Genomic DNA, 12,780 nt, shown 5'->3' on the forward strand with positions numbered 1-12,780 from the left:
GCCGGATGTTTAGCGCTCGATCGACCCGAGGAGGTCGCGGGATGCCGCGTCCAGCGCGGAGCGGTAAGCTCCCTCGATTTCAGCGAGAGCCAGGTCGATGGGGGTTTGCACGGCGGGAGCGGCAGCATCTTCGGCATGCTGCGGCAGGTAGCTGGCCACGGCGTCGTGCACGAGGTCGATATAGACGCGCGCGCCCTCCTCGGTCAGGTGGGTGCCGTCGCCGTCGAAGAGCTCGTCGCGTCCGGCGCTTGCGCCGAACCAGTCGATGAGATGGACGTTCCCATAGCGCTCGGCAGCGCCTGCCAGCACGTCGTTCGTGGAGGATACCCAGTCTTGCGGGCTGCGGGTGTTCACGAGCCAGAGCTGTTTGTCGGTTCCCACATCGGCGACGATATCGTCCAGCTGCCCATCGGTAGCCGGGCCGTTCGTGCCCAGCGCCAACACGACGATGCCGCCTACAAGGCCCTGGTCGCGATACGAGTCGTACACTTCCCTTCCCACGTAGATCTGGCGGTTCACGGCGGCGTCGATGGCGCCGTGGGGGAAGCGCTCTTGGAAATAGGGCACGGAGCGCACCGATACCGAGTCGCCTATCATGAGCACATCGAGCTTCGGTTGCTCGTCGGCGACGGGCGCGGAGCCTTCGGGCTCCTGCGGCGACTCCTCCGCCAACGGTTGCCCCGACGGATCTGCCTGGGCCTGGCCCGAGGGGCTCGTCTGGCCCTGCTCGGCCTGCTTCAGCAGGTCGCCGCCCTCCAAGGCCGAGGTGGGCGGCACGAGCGCCAGCCCGCCTGCGGCCACGATCACGAGCGCGCCGGCGCCCACGGCAGGCACGGCGTGCGTGCGCAGCCAGTCCGGCAGCGACGCCTCGCCCGAGCGTACCTTCCTCACCAGACGGCCGAAGGCCCCGTGGCGGAAGGGGTTCTCCACGAAGCGGTACGACAGCGCGGCGCAGCCGAACACGGCCGCCAGCTGCAGCAGGTAGAGCCACCAAGGCGTGTCGCTGATGCCGCCCGGGTCCATGAGCAGCAGCAACGGGTAGTGCCACAGGTAGATGCCGTAGCTGCGCTTGCCTATCCACACGAGCGGCCTCGCGCCCGCAACGCGCCCGATGATGCTGGCCGGATGCACCATGACCGCGATGACCAAGGCGGTGAGCATCGAGCACAGCACGAGCCCGCCCCGGTACAGGAAGGGCGAGAACCCGTTCGAGAACACCACCAGCAGCAGCAAGCCCGCGAGCGCCGCGGCCCCCACGCCGTCGAGCACGGAGCGCTCGCGCTTCGTCAGGCGCACGCCGCTTTTGGCGCCCAATAGGTGCGACGGCCACACGAACGCCAGCCATGCGCCGATGAGCAGCGAAAACGCCCGTGTGTCGGTGCCGTAGTACACGCGGCTCGGGTCGGCGGCGGGGTCGAACAGCAGCGCCATCTCCAGTGCGGAGAGCGCGGCCAGCACGAGCACGACGTTGCGCACCGTGCCCTTCCTCGCTCCCAGCTTCAGCGCGGCGAGCAGAGCCACGGGCCACACGAGGTAGAACTGCTCCTCGATGGCCAGCGACCAGAAGTGCGCAAGCGGCGACGGCGCGCCGAGCGCCTCGAAGTAGGACACGTCGTGGAATATCTGCCACCAGTTGTTGAAGAAGAGCAGAGACGGCAGGACGTCGGGGCGCATCTTCGTGAGCAGGGCGTGGTTGAACAGGGTGCAGAGCACGGCCGTGCAAACGACGACGAGCACGATGGCGGGCACGAGCCGACGGACGCGGCGCAGCCAGAAGCGCGGAAGGTCGATCGTGCCCGATTCGTCGTGCTCGATGAGCAGCAAGCTGGTTATAAGGTAGCCTGACAGCACGAAGAAGACGGTGACGCCCAGCAGGCCGCCGGGTGCCCAGGGCATGCGCATATGGTAGGCGATAACGGCGAGCACGGCGAAAGCTCGCAGGCCGTCGAGCGCCGGTATATAACGGGATTTCGAGCCCGACACGTGCGATCCCCCTTGTTGCGTTTGCGGTCGATGCGCGGGATGCGCAGGATCCAGTATAGCGCTCCGTCAAGCGCCGAGAGCGTATCATACCGCGCTGCGCTCCTTCTGCGTAGGCTCTTCACGTATAGTTGAAGCGCTGCGCTGCACGGGCATCGCTTCCTTTATACTGGCGACGAAAGAAGATGCAAAAGGAGGGAAGATGGCAACGGGCGAGAACGGCGCACGGCGCGTTGCGCTGGGTATGAGCGGCGGGGTGGATAGCGCGGTATCCGCCGCACTGCTTATGCGCGCAGGCTACGAAGTGGTAGGCGTCACCTGCCGCTTCACCGACGATGCGGCGGCCGACCGCGCCGCCGACGACGCGGCGGCGGTGTGCGCCCGGCTGGGCCTGCGCCATGTGGAGCGGGACTGCGCAGCCCTGTTCGAGAGCGCGGTGGTCCAGCCGTTCGTGGATGCCTACGCGGCAGGCCTCACGCCGAGCCCCTGCGTGGGCTGCAACGCCTGCTGCAAGCTGCCCTCCTTGCTGGACGCGGCCGACGAGCTGGGCTGCGACGTCGTGGCCACCGGCCATTACGCCCGCATCGCACAGCTTGCGGACAACGGACGTTACGTGGTGAAGTGCGCGCTCGACGCCCGCAAGGACCAGAGCTACATGCTGGCGCTGCTCTCGCAGGAGCAGCTGGCGCGCCTTGTGCTGCCGCTGGGCGGCACGACGAAGGCGGAGGTGCGCATGCTAGCCGCCGACCTAGGGCTTCCCGTGGCCGAGAAGCCGGAGAGCCAGGATGTGTGCTTCATCGAGGGAGACTATCGTGCGTTTCTGCGCGAGCGGGGCGTAGACGATCCGCCGGGCGCCATCGTGGACTGCGCGGGTGCCGTGCTCGGCCGGCATGACGGGCTGTCAGGTTTCACCGTGGGGCAGCGCAAGGGCATCGGCGTGGCCGCGCGCGAGCCGTACTACGTAGTGGGCAAGCGGTCCGAAACGGGCGAGCTGGTGGTGGGGTTCGCCGACGAGGCCCGCATTGCGAACGTGCTCGTGGGCCCGGTGAGGTGGCAGGCCTTCGTGTGCCTGGACGAGCCGCGTGCCGCCAGCGTGAAACTGCGGTACCGTAGCCGGGCCGTTCCGTGTATCATAGAGCCCGAACCCGAAGGGCGCGTTCGCGCAGTGCTGCGCGAGCCGCAGCCGACCACGGCGCCGGGACAGTTCGCCGTCTTCTCCGTGGGCGACACCGTGCTCGGAGGCGGCATGATCGAGGAGGTAGCATCGGTATGAAGAAGCTGTTCATCATCGGCGGCATGGGCGCCGGGAAGTCGACTGCCCGCAAGGCCCTTGTGGATGCGGGCCTGCCGTACATCGACCTCGACAAGGTGGGCCACGACGTGCTCGCCTGGGACACGGTGAGGGAAGAGCTGGTGGACACGTTCGGCGTCGACATCATGGACGGCGACGAGGTGAACCGCAAGGCGCTCGCCCACAAGGCGTTCGTGAGTCCCGCCGAGACGCGCAAGCTCAACCGCATCACCGTGCCGCGCATCGAGGACGCCTACCGCGACAAGGTGGCCGAGCTGGAGGCCGCGGGCCATCCGGCCGTGGTGGTGGAGCATTCCGTGTTCAAGAACCGCACGTCCTCGCTCGCCTACGATGCCGATGTCGTTATCGCCGTGCTGGCACCGCTGGACGTGCGCATCGAGCGCGCCGTGGCGTCGGGCTTCGACGAGGCCGATGTGCGCCGCCGCATCGCCCGCCAGATCACCGATGCCGACCGCATCGAGGCCGCCGACGTGGTGTTCAACAACGACGGCACCCCCGAGGAACTGCACAACCAGGTGATAGCCTGGTGGGGAGAGTACGAGAAAGGCCTGTAAAGACTAGACGGCGAGGATGCCCCTTGGGCGGGCCCTTCCCGAGCTTTTAGTCGCGTCCGGCGTGGGCCAGCATCATGTTCGAAAAATTATATTAGAACATCCGTTTTATAAGTACGGATGTTCTTTTTTGTGCTACCATGTGATTTGTCGAAAAGAGCCAGTGCAAGCGCCTGCCCGATGCCGCAATGCGGGAGGGCGGCCCATAGATGGCGACGGTGTTCCGCGTCCGCCCGTACCACGCTTGCAAGATCCTCTCCAGCTTTCGGAACCGGAAGAGGGGTCTGCCATGGAAACCTTCATCTGAAAAACGACGAGAGGAAGTGCGGGTCGCTCTCCGTGCCCTGCCTTCCTTGACGCTGCGCCATTTACGTTTTACAATTTCGTTTAACAAAAAGGAATAGGTGATCGCCCGATGGAAGTGCTGGTTGATTTGCACGCGCTCAAGCATGGGTTGACCGAGGAAGAGATCCTGTATGCTTGGAAGAACTACGCGAGGAAGCAACATCGTAGGGCACCGAAAGAGGATCGTGTGGTAGCCCTTGGGTTTTGCAGCGATGGACGCCTCGTCCAGATGGTCGGCGTCGACAAATGGTACGGTGTGCTGATATACCATGCAATGACGCCGCCGACAGCGAGCGTTTTGGCAGAGTTCGGGCTGACAGGGAGGTAGAACGTGAAGACAGCGAAAGAGCTTGAGGAGATGTTCGGGGTCACCGCCGAGCAGCTTGATGAATGGGAGAAGGAAGCAGCGCAGGGCATCTTGCCTGGCGAGCAGGTGGGCGAGATCATTGTGGGGCGACCCCTCAAATTCGGGGAGCCGTTGCAGTTCGTCGGGTTTAAGGACACGCCGCAGAAGGTTGCGGCTATGGACGAGCGGGCGTCGAAGCTGGGCATGAGCCGGTCGGATTACCTGCGCAGCTTGGTTCGCAAGGATTTGGCAAGCGCCTAGGCAGCTCGACATCATCTCGAAAGATGGGGAAGATAACGGTTGAATCACGAACATATGTTCATTTTGCTTCTGCTGTGCTAGACTGAGTGGTCGATGAACCCTCTCGTCGGTGTCCTTCGGCATGCGGCGTTCTCTTCGGGAAGGAGCTTACGTGGCGCATCTTTCGAATATCGAAGGCCTCGAGATGGAGGGCAAGCTGCCGGAGGTGCGGCTGGCAACGACACCTCTCAAGGTGGTGTCGCCCTACGAGCCGTCGGGCGACCAGCCGCAGGCCATCGAGAAGCTGGCCCGCGGGGTCGAGGACGGCCTGCGCTACCAGACGCTCCTGGGTGTGACGGGCTCGGGCAAGACGTTCACCATGGCCAAGACCATCGAGGCCGTGCAGAAGCCCACGCTGGTCATGGCGCCGAACAAGACGCTCGCGGCCCAGCTGGCCAGCGAGCTGAAGGAGTTCTTCCCGAACAACTCCGTGGTGTACTTCGTGTCGTATTACGACTACTACCAGCCCGAGGCCTACGTGCCCTCGTCCGACACGTTCATCGAGAAGGACGCCTCCATCAACGAGGAAGTGGAGAAGCTGCGCCATGCGGCCACTTCGGCCCTGCTCTCGCGGCGCGACTGCATCGTGGTGGCCTCGGTGTCGTGCATCTACGGCATCGGCTCGCCCATGGACTATGCCGGCATGGCGGTGTTCGTGGACAAGCAGAAGGAGATGGACCGCGACGACGTCATCCACGATCTCATCGACATCCAGTACGACCGCAACGACTACGAGCTGAAGCGCGGCACGTTCCGCGTGCGCGGCGACAACCTGGACGTGTTCCCGCCCTATGCGGACAACCCGTTGCGCATCGAGTTCTGGGGCGACGAGATAGAGCGCATTGCGGAAGTGGACAACGTCACGGGCGAGGTGGTGAACGAGTTCGAGGCGCTGCCCATCTGGCCCGCGTCGCACTACGTGGCCACGCGCCCGAAGATGGACCGCGCGCTCGGCACCATCCGCGACGAGCTGCGCGAGCGCCTGCAGCAGTTCAAGGAGGAGGGCAAGCTGCTCGAGGCGCAGCGTTTGGAGATGCGCACGAACTACGATCTGGAGATGATGGAGACGATGGGCTTCTGCTCCGGCATCGAGAACTACTCGCGCCACATCGACGGGCGCTCGCCGGGCGAGCCGCCCTACACGCTCATCGACTACTTCCCGAAGGACTTCCTCTGCATCATCGACGAGAGCCACGTGACGGTGCCGCAGATCCGCGGCATGCACGAGGGCGACCGCTCGCGCAAGATCACGCTGGCCGAGCACGGGTTCCGCCTGCCCAGCTGCCTGGACAACCGCCCCTTGCGCTTCGACGAGTTCGAAGAGCGCATTCCGCAGTTCGTGTACGTGTCGGCCACGCCGGGCGACTACGAGCAGAAGGTGTCGCAGCAGCAGGTGGAGCAGATCATCCGCCCGACCGGCCTGCTGGACCCCGAGATCATCGTGCGCGGGAGCGCCTCCCAGATCGACGACATCATCGACGAGTCCAAGGACCGTGCCGCCCGCGACGAGCGCGTGCTCATTACCACCCTCACGAAGAAGATGGCGGAGGATTTGACCGACCACTTGCTTGACCAGGGCGTGAAGGCGCGTTACATGCACTCGGACATCGCCACGCTCGAACGCGTGGAGATCCTGCGCGAGCTGCGCCAGGGCAAGTTCGACGTGCTCGTGGGCATCAACCTGCTGCGCGAGGGCCTGGATTTGCCCGAGGTCTCGCTCGTGGCCATCCTCGATGCCGACAAGGAGGGGTTCCTGCGCAACCACCGCTCGCTCATCCAGACCATCGGCCGCGCCGCCCGCAACGTGTCGGGCCAGGTCATCATGTACGCCGACAAGATGACCGACTCCATGGCGCTTGCCATCGACGAGACGAAGCGCCGCCGCTCCATACAGATGCAGTACAACGAGGACCACGGCATAGAGCCGCAGACCATCCGCAAGGCCATCAACGACATCATGGACTACGTGACCGACGAGGTGGGCAACACCACGGCCGAGCAGGTGAATGCCGAGCTGGCCGCGCTCTCGCGCGAGGAGGTGCTGCGCATCATAGCCTCCATGGAGGACGAGATGGCCTCGGCGTCCCAGAGCATGGACTACGAGGAGGCGGCCCGCCTGCGCGACCAGGTGGTGAAGCTGCGCGCGAGCGTGGAAGGCGCGAGCGAGGAGGACGTGCTGAAGGACTTGAAGAAGGGCGCCCGCAAGGGCAGCGCCTTCGGCAACCGCAAGAACGCCGCCTACGGGTCGAGCCGCCGCTCGTAGGCGCGGGACCGGCGACGGATGCGGGGGCATCGAAGGCCGGCGAGTAAAGGGGCAGGGGAAATGGGCGGGATATCGGTCATGGTCATGCTGTCGGTGATGGGCGCCGTGGCGTTCGTCATCTTGGGCATGGTGGCGCTTGCGCTGGCGATGTTCGTGGCGGCAACCGTGGTGAGCATCGTGTTCGCGTGCCGCGCGAAGGCACGGCGCGAGCAGGGCAAGCGGCTCAAAGGCCTTGCGGCCGTGCCCATCGTGCTGTACGCGGTGAGCGTCCCCGTGCTCATATGGTTCGCAGTCGTGTGGGTGGTGCCGCTCTCCACCGATAGAGAGGGTGACGAATTCGTCGACTTCTCCCAAGCCGTCACGCGGCACGATCCGGAGGCGTTGCAGGCATGCTTTGACGCCGATGAGTTCGCGTTCCCGGAGGAGGGCCCCGAGTCGCTTGCGGCTCTGCTGAAGATCGCGCGCGACTACGAGGACGAGGAATGCGCGTCCATCGTCATGCGCGAGGCAAGGGCAGAAGGCGTGTTCCTGGCGCATGACGGCCCGGTTTCCCTTGGTCTGCCGGAGTGGTCCGGGCCTGGGCAGGCGCCCGAAAAGGGATCATCGGACGCGGCCTGACCTAGCACCTGGACCGAACCGGGCGATGGGCTCCGCCTGCCCGGGCGCGCAGCACCAGGGCAGGCAAGCGCCGCTAGGCCTCGGCTTCCGCCGTCTGCCCGCCGGCCGTCTCCGGCTGGACGGCCGGCGCATGGTCGAGGGCGCGCACGCTCTTCGGCAGATACACCACGAGGCCCAATACCAGGCAGATGGCGCCGTCTACCACGAAGAACGGGGCAACTCCGATGCTCTCCGCCAACATGCCGCCAAGCGCGATGCCAATGGGCGATGCCAAGCCCATAGCCGCCATGGACAGTCCCAGCGCACGACCCGTCTTCTCCTCGGCCACGTTGCGCTGGATGAGCGTGATGAGCGGCCCGTTGAACCAGGCGCAGGCGATCGCCATGACGGCGCAGAGCGCAACGAACGCCCAGAACATGCTTGGTGCAAGGAAACCGCAGGCCATGGTGGTGGCGCCTACGATAAGGGCCGCCACGCCGATGAGCAGAGCGAGCCTCTTGCCGCCGCCCCAGGCCATGAGCACGATGGAGCCGCACACCATGCCGATGCCGAACGCGGCCTCCACGAGCGAGGCCGCGTAGCCGTCGCCGCCGAAGTGGTCGAACGTCATGAGCGGGAAGATGGCGCCCAGGGGCGCGAACGCCACCATGCCCACCGTCACGCCGGCTATGAGGATAACCAGGCCGCGGTTTGCCGACAGAGCGCGCCAGCCGTCGCGCAGGTTCGCCAGCACGTGCTGGTTCTCGGCCGCCTTGTCGATGACGGTGGGTATCTTCGCCAGGGCGAGGCCCGCCACGGCTGCGAGCGCGCCGAAGAAGTCCAGGAACATGACGGTATGGAAGCCGAGGGTGGTGTACAGGAAGATGCCGAACGCCGGAGCGCCGATGGACGCCACGCTCATGAGCAGCTGGTCGAGCGTGTTGATGCGCAGCAGATGCTTCTCGGGCACGAGCAGCGGCATGGCGGCCATCATGGCCGGCCCGTGGAACGCCTGGCCGATGCTGCGCACGACAACCAGTATCATGAGCAGGGCGAACGATACCTGGCCCAGGAGGATGGCCACGCCCAGCCCGAGCGACACCAAGCCGACTCCCAGGTCTGCCACGATCATGACGGTCTTGCGGTTGTGCTTGTCGGCGATGACGCCGCCGAACGGCGAGAGCAGGCCCTGCGGCAGGTAGGCGCAGATGGCGGCGGCAGACAGCATGAGGGCGCTGCCGGTGGTCTCGGTGATGTACCAGACCACCGCGTAACCTGCGGCATAGCTGGTTATCATGGAAACGGCCTGGCCGATCCAGATGGTGGCGATGACGGCGAGCCAGCGCTTGGGAAGCGGATGGCCCGCGGCGCTCAGGGTCATGGCAGATTCGGTCATGGGAGAGAGCTCCTTCAAGGTCGATGTATTCGTCGGCCGCGCAACGGGTGTTGGGCGGTGTGCATTTCAGTGTGGGGTTGCGAACGCGGCCGCGCCAGCCATTTCGGTTGGCAAAAGGGGTGCAACGGGAAGTTGCGACGAGGTTCGGCGCGCGTGGGCGTGCCGACTACTGAAATACGTAATACATCGAAACAGAGCTCCTTGGTTGGTTCCAGTCCGCACAGTCTACTGGCGCGTCTGGGCCCTGTCAAGTACGAATGTGCGGTTTTGGGGTTCGAAGCCGCGCTCGGCGAGGGCTGCAACCGATCGTTGCGGTTGGGATACGGCCGGCAGGCTTCGGGCGATGCGGCGTCAGCCTGCGGCGGCGAAGCGGATGTTCAGGTCCGCACGGGTGGATATGCCGGCCACCGTGCCGGCGCTCGTGTACTGCCACATGACGAAGTCGAACTGCCCGGTGGGCACGGCCACGTCGTACTCGGCGAACCACACCGGACGGCCGTCGAGGTCATCGCCGCCGAACCGGGCGATGTCGCGCTTGTTGCCGTAAACGAGCGTGTCGTAGCCCGCCTGCTCGATGCGCTCGCAGAACGCGCGGGCGCAGGCGGCCAGCTCGGGGCCCGTGAGGCGGTTCGCGCGTCCGGCGTTGTCGGAGACGGGTTCGTGGTCGAAGGCGACGGGCAGGTCGAGGGGGCGGCCGGCCAAGAGCCCGAGCACGAAGTCGGCCTCCTCGCGGGCTTCGTCAGGCGTGACGGCCTGCGAGAAGAAGTAGACGCCCGTGGCCAGACCTGCCGCCTTGGCGCCATCGACGTTCTCCGCGAAGCGCTCGTCGGCGTACAGCGCGCCCTCGGTGTAGCCGCGGTTGCCCGCGCGCACGATGGCGAAGTCCACGCCATCGGCCGCCACGGCCGGCCAGTCGATGGCGCCCTGATGGCTGGAAACGTCCACGCCAAGGTCAGAACGCAGCACGCCGTCCTCGTAGTAGGCGAGCCGGTCGCCGTTGCGCTCGAGGCCCGTCCAGTCGTAGGGGCTCACGTATGCGGCCGGCGCCGCGGCGTGCGGGGTGCCGGCGCACCGCCCGGCCAAAAGGCCCGCTGCGAGGGCGAGCAGAGCCAGGGCGAACAGCCCGACGACGACGCGCCGCGACGACGCGCGTCTCTGCACCGGCCGCGGCCGGGGTGCATGCGCCCGCGCAGTGTCGCGGCGCGAGGGTCGGGGCGGGAGGGTTTTGTTCGTGTTCATGCCGTCATCCTAGCAAATCGCTGCGCGCTGCCGCCTTCGCCCCCGCGCTTCCCATGCGAATACCAGAAGTCCCCGATTCTCGTCTTGGCGGGTACGCTCGCCGCCTCCCTACGCCCCCGCGCCCTGCGCGCCGATGCGGCGGGCGTCGGCCTCGTCGAGGTAGTCGTAGGCCACGAGCTTCTTAAGCACCTGGTATTGCCGCTGGCGGGCGAGGTCGGGGTTCTCGGAGAGCGCGTAGGCGCTCGGCGCGTTTGGTATGCCGGCCAGCAGCGTGCACTCGCCCGCATCGAGTTCCTGCGGCTCCTTGCCGAAGTAGCCTGCGCTGGCATTGCCGATGCCCTCGTAGCCGTCGCCGAAGTAGATGGAGTTCACGTAAAGCTCCAGTATCTCTCTCTTCGTGAAATGCTGTTCCATGGTCAGCGCCATGAACACCTCGGCCACCTTGCGCTCGATGGTCTGCTCCTGCGTGAAGTACTGGTTCTTCGCCAACTGCTGAGTGATGGTGCTGCCGCCCTCTACGATCGCCCCGGCTTTGAGGTCGTTCACGAGAGCGCGGCCGGTGGCGATGGCATCGAAGCCCGGGTGGGCGTAGAACCGATGGTCCTCCACGGCCACGACCGCCTGCAGATACAGGTCGGGCAGCTCCTGGATGGGCGTGAAGCCGGATGCGCCCTCTATGCGCTGCTCCATCTCGTCCAGCGGGAGTGCGGCCAGGGCCTCGCGGTACTGGTTGAAGCCCCGTGCCACGAAGAACGTGGCGGCAAGCGCCACCAGGATGATAGCGAAGATAAGCAGGCTCCCGACGAGCCGTGCGACCGGCCGGTCCGGGGTGGTGCGCTGCGTGCTCGGTGCCATGGCGGTGCCTTTCCCTAACCTTGTTTCCCTATGCTCTCTGTTATACCAAGCCTTCCTTAACGCAACCTTACCGACCGCTTGCCCGGGCCTTACATTCCTGAAAGGAAGATCGGCGAGGATATGCTACCGATGCGCTATACTTACGGCGGTTGAGCGGCTGCCCTCAGGAGGAGACGGGCGCGACGGAACGGTGAGGATGGTGGCGGACATGATGATTTCGACGAAGGGGCGCTACGCCCTGCGGCTCATGATCGATATTGCCAGCCGCGAGCAGGATGGTTCCCCCGTGACCATGCGCCAGGCGGCCGCGCGCGAGGACTTGTCCGTGAAGTACCTCGAGCAGCTGGGCGGCGCCCTGGTGAAGGCCGGCATCCTGAAGAGCATCAGGGGGGTGAGCGGCGGCTACCTGCTTGCCAAGCCCGCCGAGGACATCACTGCCGGCGACGTGCTGCGCGCCACCGAGGGCAGCTGCGCCCCCGTGGCCTGCCTCGAGGACGGCGCCGAAGCCTGTCCGCGTCGCGGCGAGTGCGTGGCCGTGAACTTCTGGCGCGGCCTGGACCGCACCATCGAAGGCTACGTTGACGGCGTCACCCTGGCCGACCTTGTGAAGATGGGCTGACACCCGTCCGCTTGCGGCAGCGGGCCTCAGAAGTCCCGCTTTTCGCTCAGGCGAAAGGCGAGCCAGGCGGATACCGCGTAGAGCACCCGTTAGCGGAATCCGACCAAGACGGCAGCCGAGGGCGCGTAGAACATCTTGCCTTGCATGGGTGCCTTCTTCCTTGAGGCAGGGCTTTGGGGCCGGCGGCTTTGGCTAGAAGTCGCGCCGTCGGTAGGCGGCGAGGCATGCAGCGCAGGATGCGGCGTACAGCGCGAAGGCGGCTGCTGTCAGGGCACCCGCTGCCACGAGGAAGGTCTCGGGCGACGTGGCGATCGAGACGAGCCCGCCGAGGGCCGCCGGCGCCGCCTCCGGCTTGACGCAGACGTTGACGATCGGGTTGATGCCAAGCACCGACACCATCATGACCAGCGCCATCGCGTAGCGCGGCCCGTTTCCCATGCCGAAGCTGAAGAACGTGGGCAGCATGATTCCCCCGACCACGAACGCGAGCGCAAACGACACGGCAACGGACCAGGCGAGCCCGATCGCGTCGAAGCCGCCCGGGCGGAGCGTAAGCGCCGCATAGGCCGGCACTTCCTGTACGGCCAGCGTGACGACCAGGTAGAGCGCCACGCCCATCAGCGTGCCCGCCACGGCGACGGCTGCGAGGAACGCGTAGCGCCCGAGCACGACGCCCGTGCGGGTGAGCGGCATGGTCAGGCGGAACCGGCTCCAATCGCGCCGATCATCGTAGAACGCGAGCGCCTGCGCGACCGAGATCACGGACAGCTCTCCGAAATACGGGATGATGCCCGGGTGGCTGCCCACCATGAGTGCGGCCAAGCCTCCCATGCCCAGGAGCAACAGCAAGTAGCGCCGCAGCAGCTTCTTAACGGTGACGAAATCCATCAGGAACATCGCTTTCATGGGCAGGGCTTCCTTCTCGTCGGTCGGCGCGCTCTGGCGCCCGGCAGAAGCGCCGCCTGCCTGGTGAGCGG

General features: G+C 66.0%; 12 protein-coding genes. 7 read left to right on the forward strand and 5 right to left on the reverse strand.

Annotation, left to right across the window (positions count from 1 at the left end; all coding sequences use genetic code 11):
- Nucleotides 1-9: 9 nt before the first annotated feature.
- Entirely contained in the window at nucleotides 10-1,983 is a 1,974-nt protein-coding gene (locus K9U15_RS04100) for an acyltransferase family protein (RefSeq protein ID WP_301155636.1), read from the reverse strand.
- A gap of 199 nt (nucleotides 1,984-2,182) precedes the next feature.
- Here K9U15_RS04100 and mnmA point away from each other — a divergent pair, with 199 nt between their 5' ends.
- The 6 genes from mnmA to K9U15_RS04130 all read left to right on the forward strand — a co-directional run bounded on the left by mnmA (nucleotide 2,183) and on the right by K9U15_RS04130 (nucleotide 7,715).
- Entirely contained in the window at nucleotides 2,183-3,253 is a 1,071-nt protein-coding gene (gene mnmA, locus K9U15_RS04105) for a tRNA 2-thiouridine(34) synthase MnmA (protein WP_301155637.1), read from the forward strand.
- A complete protein-coding gene (gene coaE / locus K9U15_RS04110; protein ID WP_096227202.1) occupies nucleotides 3,250-3,846 on the forward strand; it encodes a dephospho-CoA kinase in 597 nt (198 codons plus the stop codon). The genes mnmA and coaE overlap by 4 nt, the downstream gene beginning before the upstream one ends.
- 412 nt (nucleotides 3,847-4,258) lie before the next feature.
- Entirely contained in the window at nucleotides 4,259-4,516 is a 258-nt protein-coding gene (locus K9U15_RS04115; protein ID WP_096227201.1) for a hypothetical protein, read from the forward strand.
- Between the two features lie 3 nt (nucleotides 4,517-4,519).
- Nucleotides 4,520-4,795 (forward strand): antitoxin, encoded by a 276-nt coding sequence (locus K9U15_RS04120; protein ID WP_123649876.1) that lies wholly within the window; start codon nucleotides 4,520-4,522, stop codon nucleotides 4,793-4,795.
- A gap of 184 nt (nucleotides 4,796-4,979) precedes the next feature.
- Nucleotides 4,980-7,097, forward strand: coding sequence for an excinuclease ABC subunit UvrB (uvrB, locus tag K9U15_RS04125; RefSeq protein WP_367316873.1), 2,118 nt, complete (start codon nucleotides 4,980-4,982; stop codon nucleotides 7,095-7,097).
- Between the two features lie 60 nt (nucleotides 7,098-7,157).
- Nucleotides 7,158-7,715 (forward strand): hypothetical protein, encoded by a 558-nt coding sequence (locus K9U15_RS04130; RefSeq protein WP_123673734.1) that lies wholly within the window; start codon nucleotides 7,158-7,160, stop codon nucleotides 7,713-7,715.
- Between the two features lie 73 nt (nucleotides 7,716-7,788).
- Here the strand turns inward: K9U15_RS04130 and K9U15_RS04135 are convergent, their stop codons facing one another.
- The 3 genes from K9U15_RS04135 to K9U15_RS04145 form a co-directional block, all read right to left on the reverse strand.
- A complete protein-coding gene (locus K9U15_RS04135) occupies nucleotides 7,789-9,090 on the reverse strand; it encodes an MFS transporter (protein WP_123673732.1) in 1,302 nt (433 codons plus the stop codon).
- A 351-nt stretch (nucleotides 9,091-9,441) separates the two neighbouring features.
- The gene (locus K9U15_RS04140) at nucleotides 9,442-10,329 is read right to left on the reverse strand and encodes a glycoside hydrolase family 25 protein (RefSeq protein WP_301155639.1); all 888 of its coding nucleotides are present in this window, start codon (nucleotides 10,327-10,329) and stop codon (nucleotides 9,442-9,444) included.
- Nucleotides 10,330-10,437: 108 nt separating this feature from the next.
- Nucleotides 10,438-11,184, reverse strand: a complete 747-nt coding sequence (locus K9U15_RS04145; protein ID WP_301155640.1) for a biosynthetic peptidoglycan transglycosylase — start codon at nucleotides 11,182-11,184, stop codon at nucleotides 10,438-10,440.
- 208 nt (nucleotides 11,185-11,392) lie between these two features.
- Between K9U15_RS04145 and K9U15_RS04150 the strand changes: the two genes are divergently transcribed.
- Nucleotides 11,393-11,803, forward strand: coding sequence for an Rrf2 family transcriptional regulator (locus K9U15_RS04150; RefSeq protein ID WP_087191952.1), 411 nt, complete (start codon nucleotides 11,393-11,395; stop codon nucleotides 11,801-11,803).
- Nucleotides 11,804-11,995: 192 nt separating this feature from the next.
- Here the strand turns inward: K9U15_RS04150 and K9U15_RS04155 are convergent, their stop codons facing one another.
- The gene (locus K9U15_RS04155) at nucleotides 11,996-12,709 is read right to left on the reverse strand and encodes an ABC-2 transporter permease (RefSeq protein WP_301155641.1); all 714 of its coding nucleotides are present in this window, start codon (nucleotides 12,707-12,709) and stop codon (nucleotides 11,996-11,998) included.
- Between the last annotated feature and the right edge of the window lie 71 nt (nucleotides 12,710-12,780).

It is taken from the genome of Gordonibacter sp. RACS_AR68, from assembly GCF_030418485.1.
GTDB classification, from domain to species: Bacteria; Actinomycetota; Coriobacteriia; order Coriobacteriales; family Eggerthellaceae; genus Gordonibacter; species Gordonibacter urolithinfaciens.

What these genes read in the sequence shown, in the direction of transcription:
- K9U15_RS04145 (WP_301155640.1), bottom strand. Translation starts at nt 11,184, where the DNA reads ATGGCACCGAGCACGCAGCGCACCACCCCGGACCGGCCGGTCGCACGG.
- mnmA (WP_301155637.1), top strand. Translation starts at nt 2,183, where the DNA reads ATGGCAACGGGCGAGAACGGCGCACGGCGCGTTGCGCTGGGTATGAGC.
- K9U15_RS04135 (WP_123673732.1), bottom strand. Translation starts at nt 9,090, where the DNA reads ATGACCGAATCTGCCATGACCCTGAGCGCCGCGGGCCATCCGCTTCCC.
- K9U15_RS04155 (WP_301155641.1), bottom strand. Translation starts at nt 12,709, where the DNA reads ATGAAAGCGATGTTCCTGATGGATTTCGTCACCGTTAAGAAGCTGCTG.
- K9U15_RS04115 (WP_096227201.1), top strand. Translation starts at nt 4,259, where the DNA reads ATGGAAGTGCTGGTTGATTTGCACGCGCTCAAGCATGGGTTGACCGAG.
- K9U15_RS04150 (WP_087191952.1), top strand. Translation starts at nt 11,393, where the DNA reads ATGATGATTTCGACGAAGGGGCGCTACGCCCTGCGGCTCATGATCGAT.
- coaE (WP_096227202.1), top strand. Translation starts at nt 3,250, where the DNA reads ATGAAGAAGCTGTTCATCATCGGCGGCATGGGCGCCGGGAAGTCGACT.
- uvrB (WP_367316873.1), top strand. Translation starts at nt 4,980, where the DNA reads ATGGAGGGCAAGCTGCCGGAGGTGCGGCTGGCAACGACACCTCTCAAG.
- K9U15_RS04140 (WP_301155639.1), bottom strand. Translation starts at nt 10,329, where the DNA reads ATGAACACGAACAAAACCCTCCCGCCCCGACCCTCGCGCCGCGACACT.
- K9U15_RS04130 (WP_123673734.1), top strand. Translation starts at nt 7,158, where the DNA reads ATGGGCGGGATATCGGTCATGGTCATGCTGTCGGTGATGGGCGCCGTG.